At 63.9% G+C, this 22,551-nt stretch carries 14 protein-coding genes, 2 tRNA genes, 3 rRNA genes and 5 pseudogenes; 8 read left to right on the forward strand and 16 right to left on the reverse strand.

All coding sequences use genetic code 11. The features are described from left to right. Nucleotides 1-116: 116 nt before the first annotated feature. A pseudogene (locus P1N55_RS19755) lies at nucleotides 117-485 on the forward strand (hypothetical protein); the annotation flags it as partial. A 42-nt stretch (nucleotides 486-527) separates the two neighbouring features. On the opposite strand, the pseudogene P1N55_RS19760 reads toward P1N55_RS19755, so the two are convergent. Then, nucleotides 528-611, reverse strand: a pseudogene (locus tag P1N55_RS19760) (hypothetical protein); the annotation flags it as partial. Nucleotides 612-984: 373 nt separating this feature from the next. Between P1N55_RS19760 and P1N55_RS10790 the strand changes: the two are divergent. From P1N55_RS10790 to P1N55_RS10800, 3 genes and pseudogenes are all read left to right on the forward strand, one after another. Further along, nucleotides 985-2,348 (forward strand): annotated as a pseudogene (locus P1N55_RS10790) (restriction endonuclease). Between the two features lie 510 nt (nucleotides 2,349-2,858). Beyond that, nucleotides 2,859-3,107 (forward strand): UPF0175 family protein, encoded by a 249-nt coding sequence (locus P1N55_RS10795; RefSeq protein WP_276275624.1) that lies wholly within the window; start codon nucleotides 2,859-2,861, stop codon nucleotides 3,105-3,107. Between the two features lie 17 nt (nucleotides 3,108-3,124). Further along, on the forward strand, nucleotides 3,125-3,925 hold the full coding sequence (locus P1N55_RS10800) for an SWIM zinc finger family protein (protein WP_276275625.1): 801 nt from the start codon (nucleotides 3,125-3,127) through the stop codon (nucleotides 3,923-3,925). A 2-nt stretch (nucleotides 3,926-3,927) separates the two neighbouring features. On the opposite strand, the gene P1N55_RS10805 is transcribed toward P1N55_RS10800, so the two are convergent. From P1N55_RS10805 to P1N55_RS10845, 9 genes and pseudogenes are all read right to left on the reverse strand, one after another. Next, a complete protein-coding gene (locus P1N55_RS10805) occupies nucleotides 3,928-4,359 on the reverse strand; it encodes a hypothetical protein (protein ID WP_276275626.1) in 432 nt (143 codons plus the stop codon). Continuing rightward, nucleotides 4,356-4,931, reverse strand: coding sequence for a DUF7342 family protein (locus P1N55_RS10810; RefSeq protein ID WP_276275627.1), 576 nt, complete (start codon nucleotides 4,929-4,931; stop codon nucleotides 4,356-4,358). Before P1N55_RS10810 ends, P1N55_RS10805 begins: the two co-directional genes overlap by 4 nt. 165 nt (nucleotides 4,932-5,096) lie before the next feature. After that, nucleotides 5,097-5,172: transfer RNA gene (locus tag P1N55_RS10815), tRNA-Cys, on the reverse strand. Nucleotides 5,173-5,218: 46 nt separating this feature from the next. Continuing rightward, nucleotides 5,219-5,476, reverse strand: a complete 258-nt coding sequence (locus P1N55_RS10820) for a DUF5789 family protein (protein ID WP_276275628.1) — start codon at nucleotides 5,474-5,476, stop codon at nucleotides 5,219-5,221. A 160-nt stretch (nucleotides 5,477-5,636) separates the two neighbouring features. Further along, nucleotides 5,637-5,759: ribosomal RNA gene (gene rrf, locus P1N55_RS10825) — 5S ribosomal RNA — on the reverse strand. A 122-nt stretch (nucleotides 5,760-5,881) separates the two neighbouring features. Beyond that, a 23S ribosomal RNA gene (locus P1N55_RS10830) occupies nucleotides 5,882-8,805 on the reverse strand. 207 nt (nucleotides 8,806-9,012) lie between these two features. After that, a tRNA-Ala gene (locus P1N55_RS10835) sits at nucleotides 9,013-9,084 on the reverse strand. Nucleotides 9,085-9,191: 107 nt separating this feature from the next. After that, nucleotides 9,192-10,661, reverse strand: a 16S ribosomal RNA gene (locus P1N55_RS10840). Together the 16S, 23S and 5S rRNA genes with 1 tRNA gene alongside form the textbook arrangement of a ribosomal RNA operon. Nucleotides 10,662-11,526: 865 nt before the next feature. After that, a pseudogene (locus tag P1N55_RS10845) lies at nucleotides 11,527-11,837 on the reverse strand (non-histone chromosomal MC1 family protein). Between the two features lie 236 nt (nucleotides 11,838-12,073). Between P1N55_RS10845 and P1N55_RS10850 the strand changes: the two are divergent. The 3 genes from P1N55_RS10850 to P1N55_RS10860 are packed head-to-tail and all read left to right on the forward strand — an operon-like array spanning nucleotide 12,074 to nucleotide 13,882. Beyond that, nucleotides 12,074-12,271: a hypothetical protein gene (locus P1N55_RS10850; protein ID WP_135303304.1), complete on the forward strand. Its 198-nt coding sequence runs from the start codon at nucleotides 12,074-12,076 to the stop codon at nucleotides 12,269-12,271. Between the two features lie 41 nt (nucleotides 12,272-12,312). Next, entirely contained in the window at nucleotides 12,313-13,365 is a 1,053-nt protein-coding gene (locus P1N55_RS10855; protein ID WP_276275629.1) for a quinone-dependent dihydroorotate dehydrogenase, read from the forward strand. 37 nt (nucleotides 13,366-13,402) lie between these two features. Continuing rightward, nucleotides 13,403-13,882: an RDD family protein gene (locus P1N55_RS10860; RefSeq protein WP_276275630.1), complete on the forward strand. Its 480-nt coding sequence runs from the start codon at nucleotides 13,403-13,405 to the stop codon at nucleotides 13,880-13,882. Between the two features lie 165 nt (nucleotides 13,883-14,047). Here the strand turns inward: P1N55_RS10860 and pheT are convergent, their stop codons facing one another. The 5 genes and pseudogenes from pheT to P1N55_RS10885 all read right to left on the reverse strand — a co-directional run bounded on the left by pheT (nucleotide 14,048) and on the right by P1N55_RS10885 (nucleotide 21,443). Continuing rightward, nucleotides 14,048-15,802, reverse strand: coding sequence for a phenylalanine--tRNA ligase subunit beta (gene pheT / locus P1N55_RS10865; protein WP_276275631.1), 1,755 nt, complete (start codon nucleotides 15,800-15,802; stop codon nucleotides 14,048-14,050). Further along, nucleotides 15,802-17,313, reverse strand: coding sequence for a phenylalanine--tRNA ligase subunit alpha (pheS, locus tag P1N55_RS10870; RefSeq protein WP_276275632.1), 1,512 nt, complete (start codon nucleotides 17,311-17,313; stop codon nucleotides 15,802-15,804). The genes pheT and pheS overlap by 1 nt, the downstream gene beginning before the upstream one ends. Nucleotides 17,314-17,991: 678 nt before the next feature. Further along, a pseudogene (locus P1N55_RS10875) lies at nucleotides 17,992-19,663 on the reverse strand (tryptophan--tRNA ligase). After that, nucleotides 19,660-20,658: a tRNA-intron lyase gene (gene endA / locus P1N55_RS10880; protein ID WP_276275633.1), complete on the reverse strand. Its 999-nt coding sequence runs from the start codon at nucleotides 20,656-20,658 to the stop codon at nucleotides 19,660-19,662. The pseudogene P1N55_RS10875 and the gene endA overlap by 4 nt, the downstream one beginning before the upstream one ends. 62 nt (nucleotides 20,659-20,720) lie before the next feature. Next, entirely contained in the window at nucleotides 20,721-21,443 is a 723-nt protein-coding gene (locus P1N55_RS10885; RefSeq protein ID WP_276275634.1) for a PDDEXK family nuclease, read from the reverse strand. A gap of 131 nt (nucleotides 21,444-21,574) precedes the next feature. Here P1N55_RS10885 and P1N55_RS10890 point away from each other — a divergent pair, with 131 nt between their 5' ends. Continuing rightward, the gene (locus P1N55_RS10890) at nucleotides 21,575-22,252 is read left to right on the forward strand and encodes an HAD family hydrolase (RefSeq protein WP_276275635.1); all 678 of its coding nucleotides are present in this window, start codon (nucleotides 21,575-21,577) and stop codon (nucleotides 22,250-22,252) included. Here the strand turns inward: P1N55_RS10890 and P1N55_RS10895 are convergent. Continuing rightward, entirely contained in the window at nucleotides 22,234-22,482 is a 249-nt protein-coding gene (locus tag P1N55_RS10895; RefSeq protein WP_276275636.1) for a hypothetical protein, read from the reverse strand. The genes P1N55_RS10890 and P1N55_RS10895 overlap by 19 nt on opposite strands. Nucleotides 22,483-22,551: the final 69 nt, after the last annotated feature.

Consider the following 22,551-nt stretch of genomic DNA (forward strand, 5'->3'; position numbering starts at 1 on the left):
CCGAAGAGTACCGCCCGGCGTTCGTGGAGGCGCTGGAAGAGCGCATCGAGGAGGGGCCGTAGACGGCCGAGAACCCCTCACTCAGCGACTTCTTGGGCGACGGCGGTCAGGACGTGATGGTCGCGGCCTACCGCCACGATGCCCACGAGCTGAACGGCGAGACGCACGACTACGCGCCGGACACCTTCCACGGCGTCCCGGTGAACCAGACCGTCCCGCACGGCGCGGACGGCGACGCCTCGGCGCTCTCGCGCCCGCGTCTCTCTGAGGCAGTCAGTGGCCTGCTGACGGGGTCGAACCCCGAGGCGATGCATCCGTGGCTCACGTCGGACGTGGCCAGCGGCTTCAACGAGAGGATAGACTACCCGTACACGAGCTTGAAGTACCACACGCTCCTCGTGGCGGCGCTGCTGGACAACTACCGCCCCGGTCACGAGTTCACCGATCTCCTCCTGGTCGTGGACGACGCCGGGGAGATCGTGCCCGATCATCTCTGTGAGTGTCCCATGCTCGCGGTCGATCGTGCTAGCAGATTTGAACTCCACCGGTCGGCCGAGCGCGTCGCCACACGCCAGTCCGAGACGGACGCCCGCTTCGCTATCGCCGGCCATGGTGGCACTTCAGCCTGTGTCGCAACAAGCATGAGCGCCGATCGTTCCGGGTTCTGTCTCGCCAGTCGCTTGCCCGACTGGTTTCACGACTATCGCGAGTAGTCGTCACCGTGAACCAACACGGAGACATCGGGAGTTGGAATCAACGGATTGGGGAATTGCGGTTATCGCCCCGGAGAGCCGAACCGAGGTGACCGGAGCCACCGTGAGACCTTCGAAGCCGGGAACCAGACTGTCACAGCCACATAGCCGGCGACAGCCACGACACCCCTGCGTTTACTGCGAATATGTTCAGATCTCAGTCGATTTTGGCCGAGCCATCGGCAGGAGGCAAAGTATTTGAGAGTTCCAACAGACATACCCGGTATCTTCGATGGCAGTCCTTGACGACCTCTCGGGGTTTGAGTTCGAGGACCTGATGGAGGATGTCTTCCGGACCCTCGGCTACGAGAACGTCCGGCAAGCCGAGAAAACGGCCGACGAGGGGCGGGACGTGTTGATGGAGGACGTCGTCGACGGCACTCGACGAGCCATCGTCGTCGAGTGCAAGCACACAGACACTGTCGGCCGCCCGGTCGTCCAGAAACTTCACTCGGCGATTTCCACCTTCGAATTCGACGGCCCCAAGCGCGGGATGGTCGTCACGACCGGTCGGTTCACCGGTCCCGCCAACGAATACGCTGAGCGCCTGCAACAGAACGGCGACCCGTATCCAATCGAACTAATCGACGGCCAGGACCTTCGCGAAATCGCCGACGAAATCGGCCTGGATCTCTACAATGGCCGCATCGAAATTCTCTGCGACGAAACGCTTCGACCGTACGACCCAGCAGCAGATATCGACACACCCGTTCGGGTAGCGTTTCTAGACATCGAGAACATCCAGTCGGCCGACCTCCCAGTACCTCACTCACAGGTCACCTTCCGGCCGGTCGTCTCGATCACCGCCGATACCGATGCTGTCTTCGAAACTTCTGTCGGCGTCATCCACCGGATCGACGATCGGAGCCGGTGTGTCGTCCACGCAGAACGTGGCCAGCCAGAGATCGCAAGCGACGACGTGGCAGCATTGGTCGCCGAGAACCGGCACGTAACGGTCGATCTCGAGAGCGACGATTTCGACCGTCCCTTCGACGCTGTCGACGAGCGACGGTTCGGTCAGACCCAGACCGAGTACAAGGAGTGGGCCGTCGACCGCTTGCAGGACTTCCACACGACGACGGTGACCTACACTGGCGATAATAACGTCACCTACACCAAGACGTGCGAGCCGAATCGCTCTGACATCTCGGTCCAGTCGATCGAACCGGTGTATCTGCCCGACGTCCGTCACACGACGGAGTTGCACGACTACACATATTCCTATGAATACTACGCCGCGGGGCCATCACGAGTGGCGCTCGAGGATGGAATCCATCGGTGTGTCCACTGCGATACCAGCGGTACCGACGAGACGTACACTTTCTGTCCCAACTGTGGGGCGATCGCCTGTCCCAGTCACCAAAAACTGAGCGGCTGGAGGGTGAGCCAGTCTGTACGGGGTGTGCGATCACCGAACGCTTCGCACTCAAAACGAAGTATTTCTACGACGAAGCGAATCTGGAGACGTTCCGCGAAGAATACGCGGCGATGCCGCCCCACCAGAAGGCGATGGAGAACAAGCTGCTCGTTGGGGGTGGCGTCGTCGCGGCCCTGCTGTTCGTCGTCAGTCTGCTCATAATTGGCGGTGTCATCTAACCGCGAACACGGTCCCGTGTGCCAACGCCATGCTTTCGGATCTGCCCGTTCGCCACCGTCGTCCTGTCAAGCATTCCGCTTCCACCGGACCACCGAGTGAGACAACGACACCGGATCCGACGAGCCGACGGATCACCCAGCTCAAGGGATTCCGCGGAGCACTCTAGCGGTGCTGGTTCTCGCGTTGATCCACACCGTCCAACGGTAGGTTCCATCCCCCAAACGAAAAGTGTCGTATTCAACCTATTTTCGACGGCTGTATTCAAGAAAGAAGAGGTGACAGAAGGCCAGAGGGCGGGAGAAACCACTGGCTGCTCGGTGATGATACGCAGGAGTAGCCAGGGGCATAACCCGGCGCTCTCCGGTGGTCTGTACGTCTGCTTCTATACTTCATGGATACCCAGTTGTATCCGTTTTTGTATATTTTGGCGGGATTGCGAATCGTTGAGCCCACGAGCGTCCCCATCCCATGATAGATTATTAAGTCGGTAGACCCGATACCTACGTACGATGGCATCTTCCAGTAGTGAGCCCTCGGACGAACTTGCGACCGCTGTGGGCCGGTACGTTCTCGGCGATCTTTCGCTCGGACGTGCTGCCGAAGCGGCCGGACTGTCCCGGTGGGAGTTCGAAGAAGTCCTGGAAGACGCAGGCTTCACGGCGCTCTACGGGCCGCGAACTGGCGATCAGCTACAGCGGGAGATCGACGTCGCACTCGATCTCGACGAATGGAGCCGCGAACGGAGAGAGCCGGGGTAGACGATTGTTCCACGAGCATGGATCTCGACAAGGCCAAAATCCGAGGCATCTGTACCGACGCGGTGTTCGAGCGCGGACAGGACTACCACGACGAAGGACACGTACAGCGAATCGAACGGTTTGGCGACGTGGTTACAGCCGCTGTTCGAGGGACGAGTCTGTACGACGTGACCGTCGATCTAGGCGAACACACCGTCGATGCGCGGTGTACGTGTCCTTACGAAGGAGCGCGCGAGTGCAAGCACGTCGTCGCGGTGCTGCTGGACGTCGTCGCCGATCCGCCCCGAGACGAGAGCGAACGCGTCGAACGGGTGATCCGAGATGTCGCGCCCGACGACCTGCGCGCGTTCGTGCGCGATGCAATCGCCGAAAACTCGGACCTGCGTGAGCAGTTTCTCGCACGGTTTGGCGACGGCGGCAAGTCGGTCGAAGCGTACCGTGACGAGATCGAGGCGCTGTTCGACCAGCACACCGCGGACTATCCAGTCGTCACGGAAGCCATCGACTTTTCTCACTTCTTTGACGTAGCCGAGCAGTACCGCGAACGCGAGCGCTACCGGGCGGCCGCGACCGTCTACCGTGCGCTGTTCGAGGGGATCGACGACAACCATACCCGGATCGACGCCGCATACGACCACTACGCGAAGACCTTACGCTCTGCGCTCGATGAATACGTCGACTGCGTGCTCGCTGCCGACCCAAGCGACGACGAATTCGAACGATACGCCGGCGCACTCGAAGCACAGGCGATGTCCGAACCGCGAATCAACGAGGAGCAGTTCCGACGTGCGCTCGACGCCCTCGAAGATCGACGTTGACCTTACTCAGTCCAGAAGGCCCGCTGTCGATCTTCGATCTCGCCGAGAACCATCGACAGCACGTCACGCCATTCCACCGGATGTGACGCGTCGTCGCCAGGTGTTGGCGCGTCAGGACCCGGGTGGACGTGATCACGAGTGTTGTGATCCGAGGGATGCCGATCCCACCGGTAGTCGAACGCGCCATCCTCGTGCTCTTCGTGGTAGTGCAGCGAGAAGTCCCCGCTCTCGAACCACACGATCTCAAGGCGAGCACTCTGCACGCGCTGCGGATAGAATCTGGGATCGTAGCGACAGACGATGCGATCCGGTGCGAATTCTGGTCGGATTTCGATCCCGGTGAAGCGATCGTCGGCAGCGAATCGCTCCGCGACGACGTTCAGACGGGCGAAATCGATCGGTGCACCGCTGACCTCGTCCCTTCCGCCGCTCATGCGACGGGGCGCTGTCCGGCAGTGCCGTCCGTGTCAGTCTGCAATGCCCGTTCGAGAAGTGAAATTCGGCGGCGCGTCGTCTTCCACGCTGATACCTCCCGCCACACCGCCTCGACAGAACGATCGGTGTCAGTTGCGTGTGCAACGATCGCTACTGCGTCCGGAGATCCGACATCGAACTCCTCTGCAAACGACTCATCGCGCTCCACTGCGTCTTCAAGAAAGGCGAGGAGCTCGTCGTCGTCGTACTGGTTCCGGAGCTGCTGGACACGCCGCCAGTTCAGGTACTCCTGGTTCCGTTCGTACGTCGCGGGAGAGTCGGTGACCTGCGTGACGATCCCCATGCGTTCGAACCACGCTACATACTCACGGGCAGCGTCCACCCCGTGTCCCGCGAGATCAGCGATCTCACCCGCAGTCGCGGGACTGTCCAGTCCGAGTACGGCATCGAAGAAGTCGTCCCGGGTGCGGTCTCCAGAAACGAGTTCTTCCGGAGGGACGAGGTCGTCGAACTCCGGCGCATCCCGACGCTCGTCGGAATCTGCCTTTAGTTCGCTACGTGGATCGTCCATACCAGAGATACGGCCCCCTGCGGAATAAATCTTTGTGCAGGCGAGATATTCCGAGAAATCGGTTTCGAAACGGGTTAGCCGCCGACGTGATCACACTGTCCGATCTCCGAGAAGTTGAGACCAGAGAGGAAACGTGCCACGACAAGGTCGTCTTGGACGTATGAGAGCCAAGGGCCGGATTTGAACCGGCGATGGGCGGCTCTGCAGGCCGCTGCGTTAGGCCGGACTCTGCCACCTTGGCGCATTCAAGAGTAGTCGAGTCGCTCGCTTAAGGCTAGCGGATTCGACTAGCCCTCGCCCTCGGACTGACCCGGTTCACCGACCGCGGCGACGGGTACGACGTTGAAGATGGAGGTCCGCACGTCCTCGACGGACTCGAACGCCTCGTCGGGAACGCGATCGAGGAGCTCACCCATGGATTCCTCGCCATCGGCGTAGCGAATCCGAACGTCGGCGAACTGTTCCCGTGCCGCGGCTTTCGAGAGGGGAAACGACGCTGTCTCGACCAGCGCGTCCAGTTCGTTCAGTTTAATCTCGCGAGTCATGCGATACGATGGTGCCCGAACCCCTTGGTTACTCGTCACCTAGTCAGCCCGGGTACGCGGACGACGCTCGGTAGTTTCGATAGTTGTGACTCCTCTATAAATACGAAAAGCCCCGGGGAGCGCCATAGATGGCTCTCTCCGAGGGCAATAAAGTATGAATGGTCGGCGGCGAACCGAGTTTCCCAGAGGCTCGCGCACTCCAGTACTCACCGGAACGCTGGCGGGCTTATCTTCCGTGTTCGGGATGGGTACGGGAGGCAACCCCGCCGCTATGGCCGCCTTAACGCCGAGTCGTGGAATCGAACCACGAGAGTACCAGACCAGGTCTCGGTCGGTCCTACCACCGTGGGTACGTGCGATCCAGTTTGCGCCTGGACTCGTTCATGCAACGAGTCACAGTGCGTATGATTGATGGCTTCAGGTTGTTAGTGCTCGTGGGCTCAACGTCTCGTTACCTCGACGCGCACACCCCGAGTCTATCGACCGCGTCTTCTACGCGGACCTTCAGCGGTGTCTCTTTTCCAGGTGGGTTTCGAGCTTAGATGCGTTCAGCTCTTACCCCGTGTCGCGTGGCTACCCGGCACGTGCTCTCTCGAACAACCGGTACACCAGTGGCGACCAATCGTAGTTCCTCTCGTACTATACGATCGTTCCCGTCAGACACCATGACACACCCAGTAGATAGCAGCCGACCTGTCTCACGACGGTCTAAACCCAGCTCACGACCTCCTTTAATAGGCGAACAACCTCACCCTTGCCCGCTTCTGCACGGGCAGGATGGAGGGAACCGACATCGAGGTAGCAAGCCACTCGGTCGATATCTTGCGAGTGACGACTCTGTTATCCCTGGGGTGGCTTTTTCTGTCATCAATTGCCCGCATCAAGCAGGCTAATTGGTTCGCTAGACCACGCTTTCGCGTCAGCGATCCTCGTTAGGAAGATCACTGTCAAGTCATCTTTTGCTCTTGCACTCTTCGCCGGGTCTCTGTCCCGGCTGAGATGACCTTAGGGCGCGCTCGATATCTTTTTCGAGCGCGTACCGCCCCAGTCAAACTGCCCGGCTACCGGTGTCCTCCTCCCGGAGTGAGAGTCGCAGTCACCGACGGGTAGTATTTCACTGATGGCTCGGTGGCCTGCTAGCGCAGGTACCTGTGTAATGCCTCCTACCTATGCTGCACATCGGCGACCACGTCTCAGCGACAGCCTGCAGTAAGCTCCATAGGGTCTTCGCTTCCCCCTGGGTGTCTCCAGACTCCGCACTGGAATGTACAGTTCACCGGGCCCAACGTTGGGACAGTGAAGCTCTGGTTAATCCATTCATGCAAGCCGCTACTGATGCGGCAAGGTACTACGCTACCTTAAGAGGGTCATAGTTACCCCCGCCGTTGACAGGTCCTTCGTCCTCTTGTACGAGGTGTTCAGATACCTGCACTGGGCAGGATTCAGTGACCGTACGAGTGCTTGCGCATTTGCGGTCACCTATGTTGTTACTAGACAGTCCGAGCTTCCGAGTCACTGCGACCTGCTCATCTCCTGAGCAGGCATCCCTTATCGCGAACTTACGGGACTAACTTGCCGAATTCCCTAACGTCGGTTGCTCCCGACAGGCCGTGGCTTTCGCCGCCATGAACACCTGTGTCGGTTCTCGGTACGGACACTATGCTCGTCTTTTCACGGGCCCCAGGTTGAACCACGTTTCCCTATCTCGCCGTTCGTCCGCTTCGTGCCGTTATGGCTTCCACGGAGTTTGACGATTCGACTGGGCGAAGGCCCAGCGTGGTCGACCCCAGGGCGTCAACTTTGAATGCATAGCGGCACGGGAATATTAACCCGTTTCCCATTTCGTCATAGTCGAGTTGCGGTATGACTTAGGACCGGCTAACCCCCAGCTGATCAGCAGTGCTGAGGAACCCTTATTCATGAGGCCGTCGGGGTTCTCACCCGACTATCGCTGCTACTATGGCCAGGATTTTCGTCACTATTCGGTCCACAGGAGTTCTCACCCCTGCTTCCACCCAAATAGAGCGCCAACCTACTCGGTCACCCTGTGACGGGTGCGGAAAGGTCTCGGTGGTGGATTTGAGTCCCGATCATTTTGGGCGCCTCAAACCTCGGCCGGTAAGCTGTTACGCTTTTCTTAGAGGGTAGCTGCTTCTAAGCTCACCTCCCGGCTGTCTAGGGCTCGAGACCACCTTCAGAGGATTACACTTAATCCACACTTGGGGACCTTAACCTTTCTCTGGGTTGTTCCCCTCACGGTGCACAGGCTTACCCCGCACACCGGAATCCTCACGTCAGCGGCGTTCGTAGGTTTGGAGTTTGACAGGTGTGCCGACTCCTCTCGGAGGCGGTCACACCAATCGGTCGCTCTACCCCACGAACTACCTCGGTGAAGGTCATGCTTCGACATGTTTCGGTTGGAACCAGCTGTTGCCGGACTCGATGGGCCTTTCACCCCTACACGTAGATCACGAGAGGGTATTGTAGGACACCAACTCTAACAGGCCTCCACGTGCCTTTCGGCACGCTTCACCTTGTCCACGCGTAGATCGTCCGGATTCGGGTCGTGTCCATATGGCTCCCCGCCCTTGAAGACGGCGGCCCTCGCCGTGAGGCTGCGGCCATGTCGGTTTCCCTGTGCCTCCCCGGATACTCCGGTTAGACTTGCCATGTAGACACACTCCCTGGCTCGTTTTTCAAAACGTACGACGGAACATCGGCTTCCGTAGAGTCCTACAGGAGACTCGCGTCTCGGTCGTTCGTCTACGGACCTTGTATGCCCCGTCGCTCCATCGCCAACTGAGTTCAAGCTCTATTTCACCTCCCTTCTGAGGGTACTTTGCAGCGTTCGTTCACACTACTTGTGCACTATCGGTCTCGAGGAGTGTTTAGCCTTCGCAGTCGATGCCTGCGACATTCGCGAGGGATATCCAACCCCCGCTACTCTGGAACCACCGCACACCGTACTGACCTCGATTACGGGACTGTCACCCTGTTTCGTGCTCTGTTCCAAGAGACTTCGTCGAGATGGTCGAGTGATGAGAGGTGGCCCTGACACCACATTGCCCGTGAGGGCTTCGGTTTGGGCTGTATCGCGTTCACTCGCGGTTACTAACGACATCGCGTTGCGCTTTCTTTTCCTGCCGGTACTAAGATGTTTCAGTTCCCGGGGTTCCTCATTGCGCGAGGCAATTGCTGAGGAGATTCTCATTCGGAAATCCATGGTTCTTCGCCTCCGTGCGGCTCCCCATGGCTTATCGCAGCTTGGCACGTCCTTCATCAGCTCTCGAGCCGAGCTATCCACCAGCTGGCATAGTAGCCAACGTCAATTGTGACTCGCTAAACTGCACTGAACGAGTCCAGTGGACGCCTGGATCGCACGTACACACGGTTTCATTCTCGCCCCCAAGGTGGGAGAGGTGGGCGAGTCGACCCTTCCCAATCGCGGTTTCACCCGGATTGGTGCATCAGTCGTCGTACCAGTTCCGAATCCCGTCCCACACTTAAGGGGCACGGTTCGGGGCTGGCACGTCGTATGGACCCACTGGGATTCGAACCCAGGGCCTCCGCCTTGCAAAGGCGGCGCTCTCCCGCTGAGCTATGGGCCCGGCAGATCCGCATTCGTTAGCCCTGATAGTTCTTAGGTGCTCGGTCGGCGACAGTCCTCAAAACCCTGTGTAAGGTGGGCTGAGGTAGAACCTCAGTCCCGTTCTGTAGGAGGTGATCCAGCCACAGATTCCTCTACGGCTACCTTGTTACGACTTAAGCCCCCTTGCGGAGCCCAGATTCGACCTGGGTATCCAGGCCTCATCCGGACCCCACTCGGGTGCTTTGACGGGCGGTGTGTGCAAGGAGCAGGGACGTATTCACCGCGCGCTTCTGACACGCGATTACTACCGAATCCAGCTTCATGCGGGCGAGTTTCAGCCCGCAATCCGAACTACGATCACGTTTGGAGATTAGCTCCGCCTCTCGGCGTCGCATCCCACTGTCATGACCATTGTAGCCCGCGTGTTGCCCGGTCCATTCGGGGCATACTGACCTACCGTTGCCCATTCCTTCCTCCGTTTTAACAACGGCAGTCTCCGTAGTGTACCCGACTATCGCTAGATATCGCTGGCAACTACGGATGTGGGTCTCGCTCGTTGCCTGACTTAACAGGACGCCTCACGGTACGAGCTGACGGCGGCCATGCACCTCCTCTCAGTAGCGTCGGGTAAAGTCGTCAACCTGACCGTCATTACTACTGTCGGGACCGGTGAGATGTCCGGCGTTGAGTCCAATTAAACCGCAGGCTCCTCCGGTTGTGGTGCTCCCCCGCCAATTCCTTTAAGTTTCATCCTTGCAGACGTACTTCCCAGGCGGCTCGCTTCTCGGCTTCCCTAGGGCGCAGCGCAGGCTCGTAGCCTGCGGCACACCGAGCGAGCATCGTTTACAGCTAGGACTACCCGGGTATCTAATCCGGTTCGAGACCCTAGCTTTCGTCCCTCACCGTCGGGTCCGTCTTCCTGAGGTGCTTTCGCCATTGGTGGTCCGTCCAGGATTACAGGATTTCACTCCTACCCCGGACGTACCCCTCAGGTCTTCCGGCCCCAAGCCAGACAGTTTCCGCTGGACGCCGACGTGTTGAGCACGTCGATTTCCCAACGGACTTGTCTGGCCGGCTACGGACGCTTTAGGCCCAATAATATCGGTCATCACTCGTGCTGCCGGTATTACCGCGGCGGCTGGCACCGGTCTTGCCCAGCACTTGTTCCTGTACCTCCCTACGGTACAGAAAAGCGAGGACTATATGCCCTCGCACTTGGAGTCCCCTTATCGCACTGTCGTGCAGTGTAAAGGTTTCGCGCCTGCTGCGCCCCGTAGGGCCCGGAATCTTGTCTCAGATTCCGTCTCCAGGCTCTTGCTCTCACAACCTGTACCGATTATCGGCATGGTGGGCCGTTACCCCACCATCTACCTAATCGGCCGCAGCCACATCCTATGGCGCCGGGGCGTTTCCAGCTCTCGGCACTCCAGCGTGAGAGCTGTATCAGGGATTAGCCTCAGTTTCCCGAGGTTGTCCCTGTCCATAGGGTAGTTTGGCCACGTGTTACTGAGCTATACGCCGCGGGTCTAACCCGCGCGACTAGCATGGCTAAATCGGACTCCAATAGCAATGACCTCCGGCAGGATCAACCGGAATGTATCCCGGCACAAGGCCGGGGGGTTAGGCGGGTCACACTCCATCTGGAGTGTGGTCGCTATCGAAGGGTGTTCGAGGACACTCGCCGACCGAGTGTCACCGAACTATCAGGGCTAACATCAGATCCCATCTTGACGGCGGACCGCAGGGGTGGAATCCTCATGTACTCCGGACCTGTTCGTTACGTCGAAGCCATCTTAAAGGCTTCGAGTCACGCCGACGAGACGACCTCGCCGCGGTCCGATCGTGGACGGGTTTCGATGGCCCCGACCAGGCCTCGTTCGCGTTCATTCCGAGTACCCTGTTACACTTAAGGGCATCGGAACGGGATCGCGTCGGAACCGCCCGACGCGAACCACCTTCGCGTTTGCATCCGAGCGCCCTGGTATACTTAAGGGCAACGGATGCCGTCCGGCCTGGCGGGGGGCGTCGCCCCGCGCCACGTTCGCATTAGAGTCCGATGGCAGTGCCACACTTAACCCCGTCGAACCGGAGGCGCTTCGGCACGCGATTACACGGGGGAGAGAGTCTCACGCGGTCGCTGGTGGCCAGCCGGGACCGAGTCCCTCGAGCACTGCGACCCGGCGATGGGAACCCGGCCGCTGCCGGCCCATGAGTATTCAGCGTTCGGCGGGGCTCGGTGCAAGTGTGATGCAGAGCGGGAAGCGTCGCGCGCGCAGTGCGTGCGAGGAGAAGAGAATCGAACACCGGGAGCAGACCGGACGGAGGGAGCAGACACGCCGCCACCACCCGAGACGACGCAGTGCCGGGGACGGCTGTACCCGTCGCTGCCTGCCGGGGACCACGTCATCGTCACTGCCGGGGACGCACGCTATCGGAAAAGACTCGGCCAGAACGGATGCGCCTAGATGTCGTCGAGGTGTTCGACCCCCTTCTTCGAGACGTTCCCCTTCGTGATGTCGCCAGGCATCCAGTCGGGTTTGTCGTCGGGGGGGCTTCCTCCACCCAGGCCCACGCCTCGTAGATGTGGACCTTGTGTGTCCCCTTCTCGCGGAGTCGGATCTCCTGGCGCTCTGCCGCCTCCTCACTGCTTGCGGGTTCGAGCCGGCGGGCCGCCTTCAGTGCGGCCTGTCGGGGTGTCCCCCCAGAGAAGACGCTCGATTCGTTGCCATCCTCACGGAGCGCAAAGTTGCGCTTATCACTGTCACGTGCCATGGTTTTCACCGCTCCATGTCAACTCAACACATGACCGAACATAAATATACCCCCGGATTCGACGGTCCTGCTACGGTACTGTTATATACCAGAAACCGACAGGACGGAATCGCCCCCCTGAAGCGGGCGATTCTGACGGGGGCGCTCGCTCGCGCGCGCCGCCTCGAGGCGGTAGGGCGGCGTGGCACGGTAGACTTAAGTGTATCCTGCGGCGAAGCACCGAGTAGGATAGCTCGATGGTGCGAAAAAAGAAGCTCAGCCCGAGTGGCGCCAAAGACGAAGACGGCGAGTACCACAACGTACACATCAACATCCACGAAGACGAGCTCGCGGTCGCCGGCATGGAGATCGGCGACGAGGTGTTCGTCCGGGTACGTGACAACAAGATTATCATCCAGAAAGCCGACCCCGACGAGGTCGAGCACGACTTCTGACGCCGGTGTTCTCGCTCGAATGACCTGACGACGATTCCCCCATGAGACCCTACGATATCGCCAGACCACTCCTCTTCCGGCTCCCGGCAGAGACCGCCAACGACGCGGTCCACCGACTGCTCGAGACGGTCGAGGGAACGCCGGTCGCGACCGCGATGGCGCGGCGGTACACGGTCAGCGACGACCGTCTCGCAGTCGACGCCTTCGGCCAGTCGTTCGACAACCCCGTCGGCGTCGCCGCCGGGTTCGACAAGAACGCGACGATCCCGACGGTGCTTTCGTCGCTGGGGTTCGGGTTCGCCGAAGTCGGCGGCGTCACGGCCGAGCCACAGTCCGGCAACGCCCGCCCGCGCATGTTCCGTCTGCGCGAGGACGAGGCCATCATCAACCGGATGGGGCTGAACAACGACGGCGCGGACGTCGTCGGCCAGCGCCTCGCGGACACCGACGCCCCGTTTCCCGTCGGCGTCAACGTCGCCAAGAGCGAGCACGTCGGCACCGACGAGGCCCCCGAAGACTACCGCTACACCTACGAGCGGGTCGCCGAGGGCGGGGACTTCTTCGTCGTCAACGTCTCCTGTCCCAACTCCCAGGGGTTCGAGGAACTCCAGAACCGCGACGCGATGGCGGCCATCTTCACCGAACTCCAGGACGCCGGCGCGTCGCCGCTCTTGGTGAAGCTCTCCCCGGATCTCCCCGACCCGGCCGTCGAGGACGCCATAGCGCTCGTGACCGAGCTCGACCTGGACGGCGTCGTCGCGACCAACACCACGATGGACCGCCCGACCAGTCTGCGCTCGCCCAACCGGGTCGAACAGGGCGGGCTCTCGGGCAAGCCCATCGAGGGACAGGCGACCAGCATGGTCCGGTTCGTCGCCGAGCGCGTCGACGTCCCCGTCGTCGGCGTCGGCGGCGTCTCGACGGCCGAAGGGGCCTACCGAAAGATTCGCGCCGGCGCGTCGCTGGTCCAGCTGTACACCGGCCTCGTCTACCGCGGGCCGTCCATCGCCCGCGACATCAACGAGGGGCTGCTCGAACTGCTCGAGGACGACGGCTTCGACAGCATCGAGGACGCCATCGGCGCGGACCTGTAGCGGGAACGTTGAAGACGCGGGTGGGCGAACGGCCGGTATGCCCGAGGCCCCCCGCAAACTACACATCGCATCGTGGGACGACCGGTTTCTCGCGTGGTTGCTCGACGTCATTCTGGTTGGGGCCGTCCTCGCTGGCCTCGGCGAGGCGACCGGCGTCTTCGCGCTCCTGACGGGCAGCCTCTCGCTGTCGACGCCGTTCGCGGGGCTGAACGGCCTCGTACTGGTCGTCTACTGGACCGCACTCGAAGGCTACCAGGGCCAGTCGGCCGGCAAGATGGTCATGAACATCGCCGTGACCGACGAGCGTGGCGACCCGATCGACTACGCGACCGCGACCATCGAGAGCTTCGGGAAGGCGTTCTTGCTCCCGCTGGACATCCTGGTCGGCTGGCTCGCCTACGAGGAGGAGGGGCTCCGGCTGTTCAACAAGCTCTCCTCGACTATCGTCGTCGAGACGGACGCGGACGACGACAGCAGTCCAGAGGGCGTCGAGTACGTCTACCCGAGCGAGCGATAATCGTTCGTTTCGCTACGACAGCGCGACCAGGCGGAACTCGAACGCCGCCACCGACAGTTCCAGGTCCTGCACAACCACCTTTCTTCGTCGGGTTGCTCGCGTCGCTCGCAACCGCTCCTTGAAAACGTGGGCGAAAAACCGGGCGCTCCCGTCGGTCGCGCCCGACTACGACAGCGCGGCCAGGCGGAACTCGAACGCCGCCACCGGCAGTTCCAGGTCGTGTTCGACGAGTACGCGCGGATGAATCTCACCGACGACGCCGACGGACTCGCCGTCCAGCACCACCTCGGCCGCCCGGCCATCGATGAACGACGGGTGGCTGGTCGGCGGCGTCTCCAGATCCGTGTCGAAGGCTTCGGCGAGCGCCTGCAGGCGGGCCTTCGCGTCCTCGTAAGAGGCGTCGGTGCGAGCCAGCACCCCGGCGACGGTCCGGTGCTCGGCAGTCCCCGTATTCTCCGAGTCGTCGAGTTCGGCCGCGAGACCGATCTCCGCGAGGTCCTGCGGGTAGCGCCGGTGCGTGTTGTTCTCTAAGACCATCATGAGCGAGGGGAGCGCCCACGTCCGGAGGATGGTGTAGTCCTCGCTGTACGGCTCCTGGATGGTGACGGGGTCGGCCGCACCGACGACGTCGGCCGCGTCGTCGGCCGTCTCGGGGACCGACAGCCCCATCCGCTCGAAGTTCTCTGCCTCGTTGGTCATGTGGAAGTTCAGCAGGTCCTCGAAGCCGAGGCCCACCAACGCGTCGCGGGCGGCGTCCTCCAGGCGCGAGCGCTCGTGGCGGCCGCCGACCGTCGAGACGTCGGGGTAGGTCGGTTCGAGCGTGTTGAACCCCAGCGCCCGGCCGATGTCGTCGACGAGGTCCAGCGGGTGGAGCACGTCGACGCGGTAGGGCGGAATCTCGACCTCGAAGGCGACCTCGCCGTCCTCGGTCTCGACCTGTTCGGCGTCGAGGCCGGCGCGTTCGGCGTAGTCGACGACCTGCTCGGGGTCGAGGTCGACCCCGATGATAGACTGGATTCGGTCGAGCGTCACCGTCTTCGAGCGCACCGAGAGGTCCGGCCGTTCGAGGGTCCGACCGGCGTGCTCGCCGGGGGCGTCGTCGGCGTACTCGACCTCGACGCGTTCGACCTGGCCGCCACGCGCCGCCAGCGCGTAGCAGACGATGTTGCACATGTGGTCGATGGTCCACTGGTCGGTCCCGGTCATCTCGATGAAGAGGTCCCGGGAGCCCTCGCTGACCTCGGTCCGCTGGCCGTTGATGACCGGCGGGAACGAGAACAGGCCGATGGAGTCGTAGATGGCGGGCACGCGGTCGAAGTCGGCCACGAGGTCGCCGTACTTCTTCCCGGTGTCGTGATCGGCGATGACCTCGGCCGGCGTCATCTCGGCGTCCGAGTCTAGCGGAACGAACGTCTCGCCCTCGGGGTCGACGCCGGTGTATGTGATGGACTTGCCCGTACCATCGACGGCGGCCTCGCCCTTGAGCATCATCAGATCGTGGACGCCGATGGCGCCCTTCGCCCGCTTGCGGCCCATCGTCGCGTGCAGCTTCTCCTGCAGCTGGATGAGCGACTCCAGGGCGTCCTCGCCCATGTCAAGGCCGCGGACGACGGCGCCGGTGACGTACGGTCGTTCCTCGGGCTGGTCCTCGACCTCGATGGTCCACTCGGCGGAGTTCGTGTTCGGGACGTACACCCCACGGTCGTCGCCGTAGTGGTAGCGCAGCGACCGGGCGACCCCCTCCACGGAGAGGCGGTCCAGGCGGTCGGGGGCGAACTCCAGTTGGAACTCCTCAGACTCGGTCCAGCCCTCGAACTCCAGCCCGAGGTCGAACAGATCCGACTTCAGCTGGTCGTCGTCTTTCTCCTCGTGGCCCGTCAGATAGCGCAGTTCGTCGGGGTCGACATCGACGACGGGCATCAGTGCATCACCTCCTCAGAACGCAGGAGGTCTAAGTCACACAGCGTCCCGTGCACGTCGCGGATGTCCTCGAACCCGTACATGAGCATCAGCAACCGCTCCAGCGAGAGGCCCCACGCCATCACGTCGCAGTCGACGCCGAGCGGCTCTAACACCTCGTCGCGGAAGATGCCGGAGTTGCCGACCTCCACGATCTCGCCGGTCTCCGGATGCGTGCCGAACAGCTCGAAACTCGGCTCCGTGTAGGGGTTGTAGTGGGGCTTGAACTCCAGATCGGTGATGCCGAACTGCTCGTAGAACTCCGTGAACGTGCCCATCAGGTCGCGAACGGAGAGGTCCTCGGCCATGACCCACCCCTCTATCTGGAAGAACTCCAGTAAGTGCGTCGGGTCCAGCGTGTCGTTGCGGTACACCTTCTCGACGGAGAAGAACCGCTCGGGCGGTTCGAGCTCGCCGATCTCGTGGCCCGAGAGGTAGCGCATCGACAGCGACGTGGTGTGGCCACGCAGGTCCAGGCCGCGGGCGACGTCCTCGGCCCACGGCGAGTGGTAGCCCTCGCCGTCGGGGCCGACGCCCTCTAAGTGGGCCGACCGGACCCGTTCGACGAGGTCCTCGGGCAGCTCCTTGATTTCGTCCGGCCGTTCGAGAGCGAACTGGTCCCAGTGGGTCCGCGCGGGGTGGTCCTGGGGCATGAACAGGCAGTCGTTGATCCAGAACTGCGCGTCGACGTGCGGGCCCTGCATCTCCTGGAAGCCCATCCCGACGAGCGTGTCCTTGACCCGATTCGCGGTCTGTCGGAGGATGTGCTCCTTGCCGTGCGAGGCGGGTTCGGCGTCGGCCGCGACGTTGTACTCGGTGAACTCGACGGCTTCCCACTCGCCGCTGGTCAGCAGTTCGGGCGTGACCTGGTCGACGGTCTCAGCGACCTCGATGCCGGCCATCAGCTGGGTGACGCCGTCGTCGGTCAGCACGACGGAACGGACCGTCTCCTCGCTGACTTCGACGAGACCGCGGCGTTCGAGTTGCGAGAGCGCATCGTCGTCGGCGTCCTCGACGCGGCCGTCGGCGACAGCTTCGAGCGCGAGCATCTCGGGGTCGTCCCCGGTGTCGGCGTCCGGGTCAGCCGTTATCTCACCGCTGTCGATGCGTCCGTAGCCCTTCCGGGCGTAGTTCGAGAGCGCGATATCGACGGCCGCGCCCTCGAGGCCCGACGTCCCGATAACCTGGCCCATCGACACGGCGTCCTCGTCGGCCCCGGCGTCCACCGCCGCTTCGTAGAGGTCCTGTTCGGGCAGGCTCTCGCGGACGTAGGTCTCGCCCTCCTCGGTCAGGTCGTAGTGCTCGATGGTCTCTTCGGCGACGGTCAGCAGGCCGTCGGCTTCCAGTTCGAACGCGGCGCGGGTGGCCGCCTCGGGTTTGAGGCCGGCCTCGTCGGCCACCTCGTCGATACCTCGCTCCTCCTGTGCGTCGGCGGCCTCGAGGACGGCCACCTGTGCCTGTGGTCGTTTCATAGCGCGTGTCGGTCGTTGTGAACATCACTGCGGGTCGCTCAGTTAACGGTTCTCACTTCGTCCTCGCGGGCACCGGTCCCGCTCGGATAGCCGAGGTCCCGCCGCGTGGTCGGAACCTCGTCCCCTCCGGTTGGTTTCGTCGGCGCCGACCGGTCGGTCGGTCCCGAATCCACCACCCGTCAGGCAGCGAAAAAGAAGCCGAACCCCGGACTGCGTGACGACTGACGCGCGACACCGGCATGTCGGGATTCGGATGCCATGTGCGAACGGTTGTGACGGGACAGTAAAAGCGTTGTGACGCCGGCTAGCAACCGATTGGTGTGCCGTAGCGTACGCAACGCCAGCAGATAACATCGAAACCCGCCAGAAAGCCCCGAGCGGCTCCACTCCCGCGACTCGCTGTGCGCCTCGTCGTTCGCTCCGCTCACTCCTGGGATGCTTGCGTCGTCGGGGTTCGTGTACCCGCTCGCCCCTTTCAGCCCACCCGTAGCCGGCTGGTCACGCAGCGTGGGTGGACTGAAAGGGGCGACGCGTTCGAGGAACCCGGCCGACGTAAGCACTGGAGCGAACGGAGTGAGTGAAGCGCGCAACGAGGTCCGGGAGTCGAACGCTCGGGGCTACTCTGGCGGTTCGCGGTAACAGCGACGCAGGAAGCGTGCAGGTAACAGCCAGCGGATGCTAGTCGCGTCGTCGGTCGGACTCGAGTTCGATGTCGAGTTCGTCCAGTTTCTCTTCCCACTCGTCGCGTTTCTCCTGGTGATCCTCGAGGAACTCGGCCATCAGTTCGGCGGCCTGTTCCTTGCAGCCGCCACAGAGGCGCTCGCCGCCGACGCACTCCTCGTAGACCTCCGTGGCGAACTCGTCGTCGTCGCCCGAGAGCAGGTACGCGTACAGTTCGTAGACCGGACATTCGTCGGCCTTCCCGCCCTTCTCGCGCTGTTCCTCGGCAGTCGCGCGGCCGCCCGTGGTAGCGGACTTGACCTTGTCGTAGCCGTCCTCGGGGTCGTCGAGCAGGGAGATGTGCGAGGCCGGCACCGAGGAGGACATCTTCCCGCCGGTGAGCCCGGTCATGAAGCGGTGGTAGACCGAGGATGGCGGGAGGAAACCGTAGCCGCCGTTGTCGAGTTCGACCTCGCGGGCCAGTTCCTCGGCCGCGTCCTGGTCCAGGTCGAAGGCATCGACGTGTTCGTCGTAGACGCGCTTCTCGCCGTCGACGGCCTCGATCAGCGCCTCGAAGGCCGCGTCGGTCGCCCGGCGGTCGAAGATCCGGGTCCGGGCGGATGGGTTCTTTCCCGGCGTTCTCGAGTTTCTCGACGGCGGACTGGCGGGCCGAGTCGGGTTCGAGGTCCTGCTCGCGCAGCCAGTCGGCGGCCTCCCCACAGCGGGGCCGATCGGCGTCCTCGGCGTAGTCCGTTCGGGCGTTGTACGCCTTCCGGAGCAGGCCGCGCTCGGCGGGGTCCGCCTCGAAACTGGCGTAGGCCTCGGTGACGCCGAAGTAGCGCATCCGCGCCGCGAGGTCACGGACCAGGCGCATGTGGGGGTCCTGGTCGGGGCCGACGGGGATGACCGTCGGCTTGGGCTCGTCGAGCTGGGGGTAGAGGATGTCGGCCATCTGCGTGACGACCGACTGCATGTGCGAGACGTCCGTCTCGCCGTCGAAGTCGTAGATGGCCTGCAGCTCCGAGAAGTTGGCCTCGACGCCCAGTTCGAACGCGAGGTCCTGGACCTCGCGGTTGGTCGACTGGCGGTAGAGTTCGCCCGCCTCGGGGTCGAAGCCAAGCGCGAGCAGTGAGAGGACGTAACTCCGGGTGTGCTCGTCGATCTCTGCCCACGAGAGGTCGCGGGCGGCGTGGGCCTCCAGGTCGGCGATGAGGCCGTAGGCGTCCCCGCCCTGCTCCTGGTGCCAGATGATCTCGTCGAAGACCATCTTGTGGCCGATGTGGGGGTCGCCGGTGGGCATGAACCCCGAGAGCGCGGCGAAGTCCTCGCCCTCGCGCATCGCGCGGGCGACCCGGCCGTAGTCGCGGTGGCCGAAGATGACGCTCCGGCGCATCAGGTAGTGGGGGGTCGGCACGCCCGGGAGGATGTCGTCGAAGGCCTCGATGCCGAACTGGTCGAACAGTTTGCGGTAGTCGGCGACCGTCGAGGAGCCCCAGGGGTCCAGCGCCACGTCGTCGGCGCCGGCGGCGTCCGCCCCGCCGTCGGAACGCAGTTCCGACGAGGGTCGCCTCGCCTCGCTCGGCTCGCCGCCATCCGTCCGAGCGGGGCCAGCGTCGCGCCACGCGTCCCCCGACTGGCGGCGGTCCTCGTCGGGCGATGCGTCGTCGTGGGGCGCGTCGTGGTCGGTCATGGTGTCAGTCGGCTCACGGCGAGCCAGCGTACCTCCTCATTGGCCCCGGTCAGCGCAAAAACCATTCGCTTCCGCACGCCGTGGGCCAGTCGCACGTCCAGCGCGAGGTCCCGTGGCTCGAAGGCGTGATCGCCTGGCAGCACCCGCACGAGCAGTTCGGAGTGGCCGAGGTTGTCGACGTCCTCGACGTCGGCGTAGGTCCGGAAGTCCGCGCCGAACTTGAACCCGGTCTTGGGCACGACGCCGGCCGCCCGAAGCGTCGAGTAGACCGCGAGCCGGCGGTCGAACCGGTCGCCCTCGACGTCACGGCCCCGGGCGACCACGGCGTCGGCGCCACCCGCGACGGCGAGCGTCCCCTCGCGGGCGAGGTACGCCGCCTCGACCAGCGACAGCTGGACGGCGTCGTCGAGCAGCTGGCCGTAGAACGCCTGCTCGTAGAGTTGCGCCGGCGGGTCCCAGCACAGCACCCGTTCGGCCAGCAACTCGCCCTCGGTCGTGGGGACGGCGGCGGCGCTGGTCCCCGAGACGTCGGGGCGGTCGGTCTCCAGGTAGGTTAGCTCGCTCTCCTCGTCGACCACTGCAAGCACGCAGTCGCCGAGGGTCGCCGCGGGCACGCTGTCACGCTCGCCAACGACGCGGACGCGGTAAGCGACGGCGTCGTCCCACGGCCCCTGCCCGCGGGGGTAGACCACGAAGTCCGCGCCGGCGGGGCGGTCGACCCACCCCTCGCGGGCCGGCGAGAGGTAGAACCCGCGGTCCCGCAGGTCCTTGTAGACGAGGAAGGCCACCTCGGAGACGGCCGTCGACCCGAGGAAGGCCCGGAAGTCCATCCCGTCGACGCGCTCTACGTCGCCACGATACAGCAGGTGGGCGGCCTCGACGGGCGCGAGGTCGAGGTCGCCGTTCCGGACGCGACCGTAGCCACGCGAGTCGTAGAACCGCTCGCGGGCGCGGGGGCCGGCCCGGACCACGTCGCCGTCGAGCGTGAGGTCCATAGCGGGGACTGTCGGGCGGGGGACAAAGCCCCTGCGGGTCGCCGTCGTGGCGTCGCCCGGGGTCAGTCCGTCCGGTCACAGGTGCTGTCGAGACAGCGCCGCCCACCGGCCGTCTCGAACACCGGCAGGCCACAGGGGCAGTCGTCGACGACCACCCCGGAGGGCACCGAGAAGGCCGTATCGCAGTCGGGGTAGTTCACACAGCCGGCCAGCAGGCCGCCCCGGCGGATGATACGCAGGTCGCCCTCGCAGTCGGGACAGCCCCACTCGCAGTCGAAGGCTTCGGTCACGCGCTCGTCCAGCGAGTCACAGTCCCGGTCGAGACACACCTCGAAGGCCGCGCCGCGTTCGACGCGCATCGTCGGCAGCCCACAGTCGCCACAGCGGCCGCCGGTGACGGTGGCGTCGCTCGGCAGACCGTAGGACGCCTCGCAGGCGGTGCAGGCGACCTCGCCCCGGGTCCGCACGAGTGTCCCGGAACAGACCGGACAGTCCGCGACCGGGACGCCGGCGTCGGAGGCCGGGAACCGGGCGCTCCCGTGTTCCTCGTGGGCGACCACCCGCAGGAGGTCCCCGCCGTCGCGGGCCGTGACCACGCCGTCCTCGACAGCGACGCTCTCGGCGCGGGTGAGCCACGCCACCGGCTGGTAGCCCGCGGCGTCGTGGACGAGGACGGTGTTGTCGGGCTTGACGACGACGAGGACGTCGCCCCGCTGTTCCCGCTCGCGGGAGCCCTCGAAGACGGTCGTACACTGGCCGGCCATCACGCGCGTTCCGTCGTGCATGGACCGGTCTGGTCCCGGGTTCGAATATAAACCCTCGGAGGCGTCGGGCCGTGGTCGGGCGTGCGTCGCCGAACGCGACCGGGTCACCGGGGCCCAAACATCCAAACCGGTCGAGCGTGTGAGAGGGGGTAATGAGCCCGCCGCAGGCGATCTGTTTCGACATGGACGGCGTCCTCGTCCAGTCCGAGGACTACTGGGTCGAAAAGCAGCGGGGCCACATCCTGCCGACGGCGGCCCCGAACGACGACATCCCGCTGTCGGCCATCACCGGGCGGAGTTACAAGGAGGTCTACCCGGAGCTGGCCGAGCAGTACGAACTCGCCGTCTCGCGCGATGAGTACGAGGCGCTGTTCGAGGCGGCCGGGCGCGAGATATACCGCGACCACGCCACGTTGCTCGAGGGGGGCCACGACCTGCTCGACGACCTCCAGGCAGCAGGAGTCGCCCTGGCGCTGACCACCTCCTCGCCGTGGGACTGGATCGAGGTCGTCGACGAGCGGTTCGACCTCCTGTGTCACTTCGACGCCGTGGTCAGCGCCGACGACCTGGCGGGGGCCGGCAAACCCGACCCCGGCATCTACGAGCGCGGCGCGGCGGAACTGGGCGTCGCGCCGGCCGAGTGCTGGGCCGTCGAGGATTCGACCGCGGGGGCGCAGGCGGCCGCCGCCGCGGGCATGACGACGGTGGGCTTCCGCGGCGACGGCGACGAGACGGACCTCTCGGCTGCGGACTACGTCGTCGCCGGCGCGGCCGAACTCCGGGCGCTCCTGTTTGGCGACGAGACGCCGTCTCAGGAGCGGTCGGCGTAGCCACGGCCCAGGAGGAGGCCACAGACGTTCAGCGCGACGACGGCACACAGGAGGCCGAGCGACTGCGTCGTCACTTGACCGACGAGCAAGAGCGGGTACGCGAGCGGGGCCAGCACGCCGGTCCAGAACCCGGCGGTCTCGACCGGCCCGTAACGGACGGCCCGGGCCACCGAGCGGACCCTCCCGGACGTCGATTCAGCGGGGGTGTCGAAGGGCGGGGTGTTTGTCATGGTGGACCTCCTCGCCCGGCGGTTGTGGGTGACTGCTCGTATAAGGGACAGACGCTCCGGGACCGTTCA

Source organism: Haloarcula regularis (assembly GCF_029338315.1).
GTDB classification, from domain to species: domain Archaea; phylum Halobacteriota; class Halobacteria; order Halobacteriales; family Haloarculaceae; genus Haloarcula; species Haloarcula regularis.

Excerpts from the sequence above, each read along its gene's own strand:
- P1N55_RS10795 (WP_276275624.1), top strand. The coding sequence starts at position 2,859 with ATGGCATCTTCCAGTAGTGAGCCCTCGGACGAACTTGCGACCGCTGTG.
- P1N55_RS10800 (WP_276275625.1), top strand. The coding sequence starts at position 3,125 with ATGGATCTCGACAAGGCCAAAATCCGAGGCATCTGTACCGACGCGGTG.
- P1N55_RS10805 (WP_276275626.1), bottom strand. The coding sequence starts at position 4,359 with ATGAGCGGCGGAAGGGACGAGGTCAGCGGTGCACCGATCGATTTCGCC.
- P1N55_RS10810 (WP_276275627.1), bottom strand. The coding sequence starts at position 4,931 with ATGGACGATCCACGTAGCGAACTAAAGGCAGATTCCGACGAGCGTCGG.
- P1N55_RS10820 (WP_276275628.1), bottom strand. The coding sequence starts at position 5,476 with ATGACTCGCGAGATTAAACTGAACGAACTGGACGCGCTGGTCGAGACA.
- P1N55_RS10850 (WP_135303304.1), top strand. The coding sequence starts at position 12,074 with ATGGTGCGAAAAAAGAAGCTCAGCCCGAGTGGCGCCAAAGACGAAGAC.
- P1N55_RS10855 (WP_276275629.1), top strand. The coding sequence starts at position 12,313 with ATGAGACCCTACGATATCGCCAGACCACTCCTCTTCCGGCTCCCGGCA.
- P1N55_RS10860 (WP_276275630.1), top strand. The coding sequence starts at position 13,403 with ATGCCCGAGGCCCCCCGCAAACTACACATCGCATCGTGGGACGACCGG.
- pheT (WP_276275631.1), bottom strand. The coding sequence starts at position 15,802 with ATGCCCGTCGTCGATGTCGACCCCGACGAACTGCGCTATCTGACGGGC.
- pheS (WP_276275632.1), bottom strand. The coding sequence starts at position 17,313 with ATGAAACGACCACAGGCACAGGTGGCCGTCCTCGAGGCCGCCGACGCA.
- endA (WP_276275633.1), bottom strand. The coding sequence starts at position 20,658 with ATGGACCTCACGCTCGACGGCGACGTGGTCCGGGCCGGCCCCCGCGCC.
- P1N55_RS10885 (WP_276275634.1), bottom strand. The coding sequence starts at position 21,443 with ATGCACGACGGAACGCGCGTGATGGCCGGCCAGTGTACGACCGTCTTC.
- P1N55_RS10890 (WP_276275635.1), top strand. The coding sequence starts at position 21,575 with ATGAGCCCGCCGCAGGCGATCTGTTTCGACATGGACGGCGTCCTCGTC.
- P1N55_RS10895 (WP_276275636.1), bottom strand. The coding sequence starts at position 22,482 with ATGACAAACACCCCGCCCTTCGACACCCCCGCTGAATCGACGTCCGGG.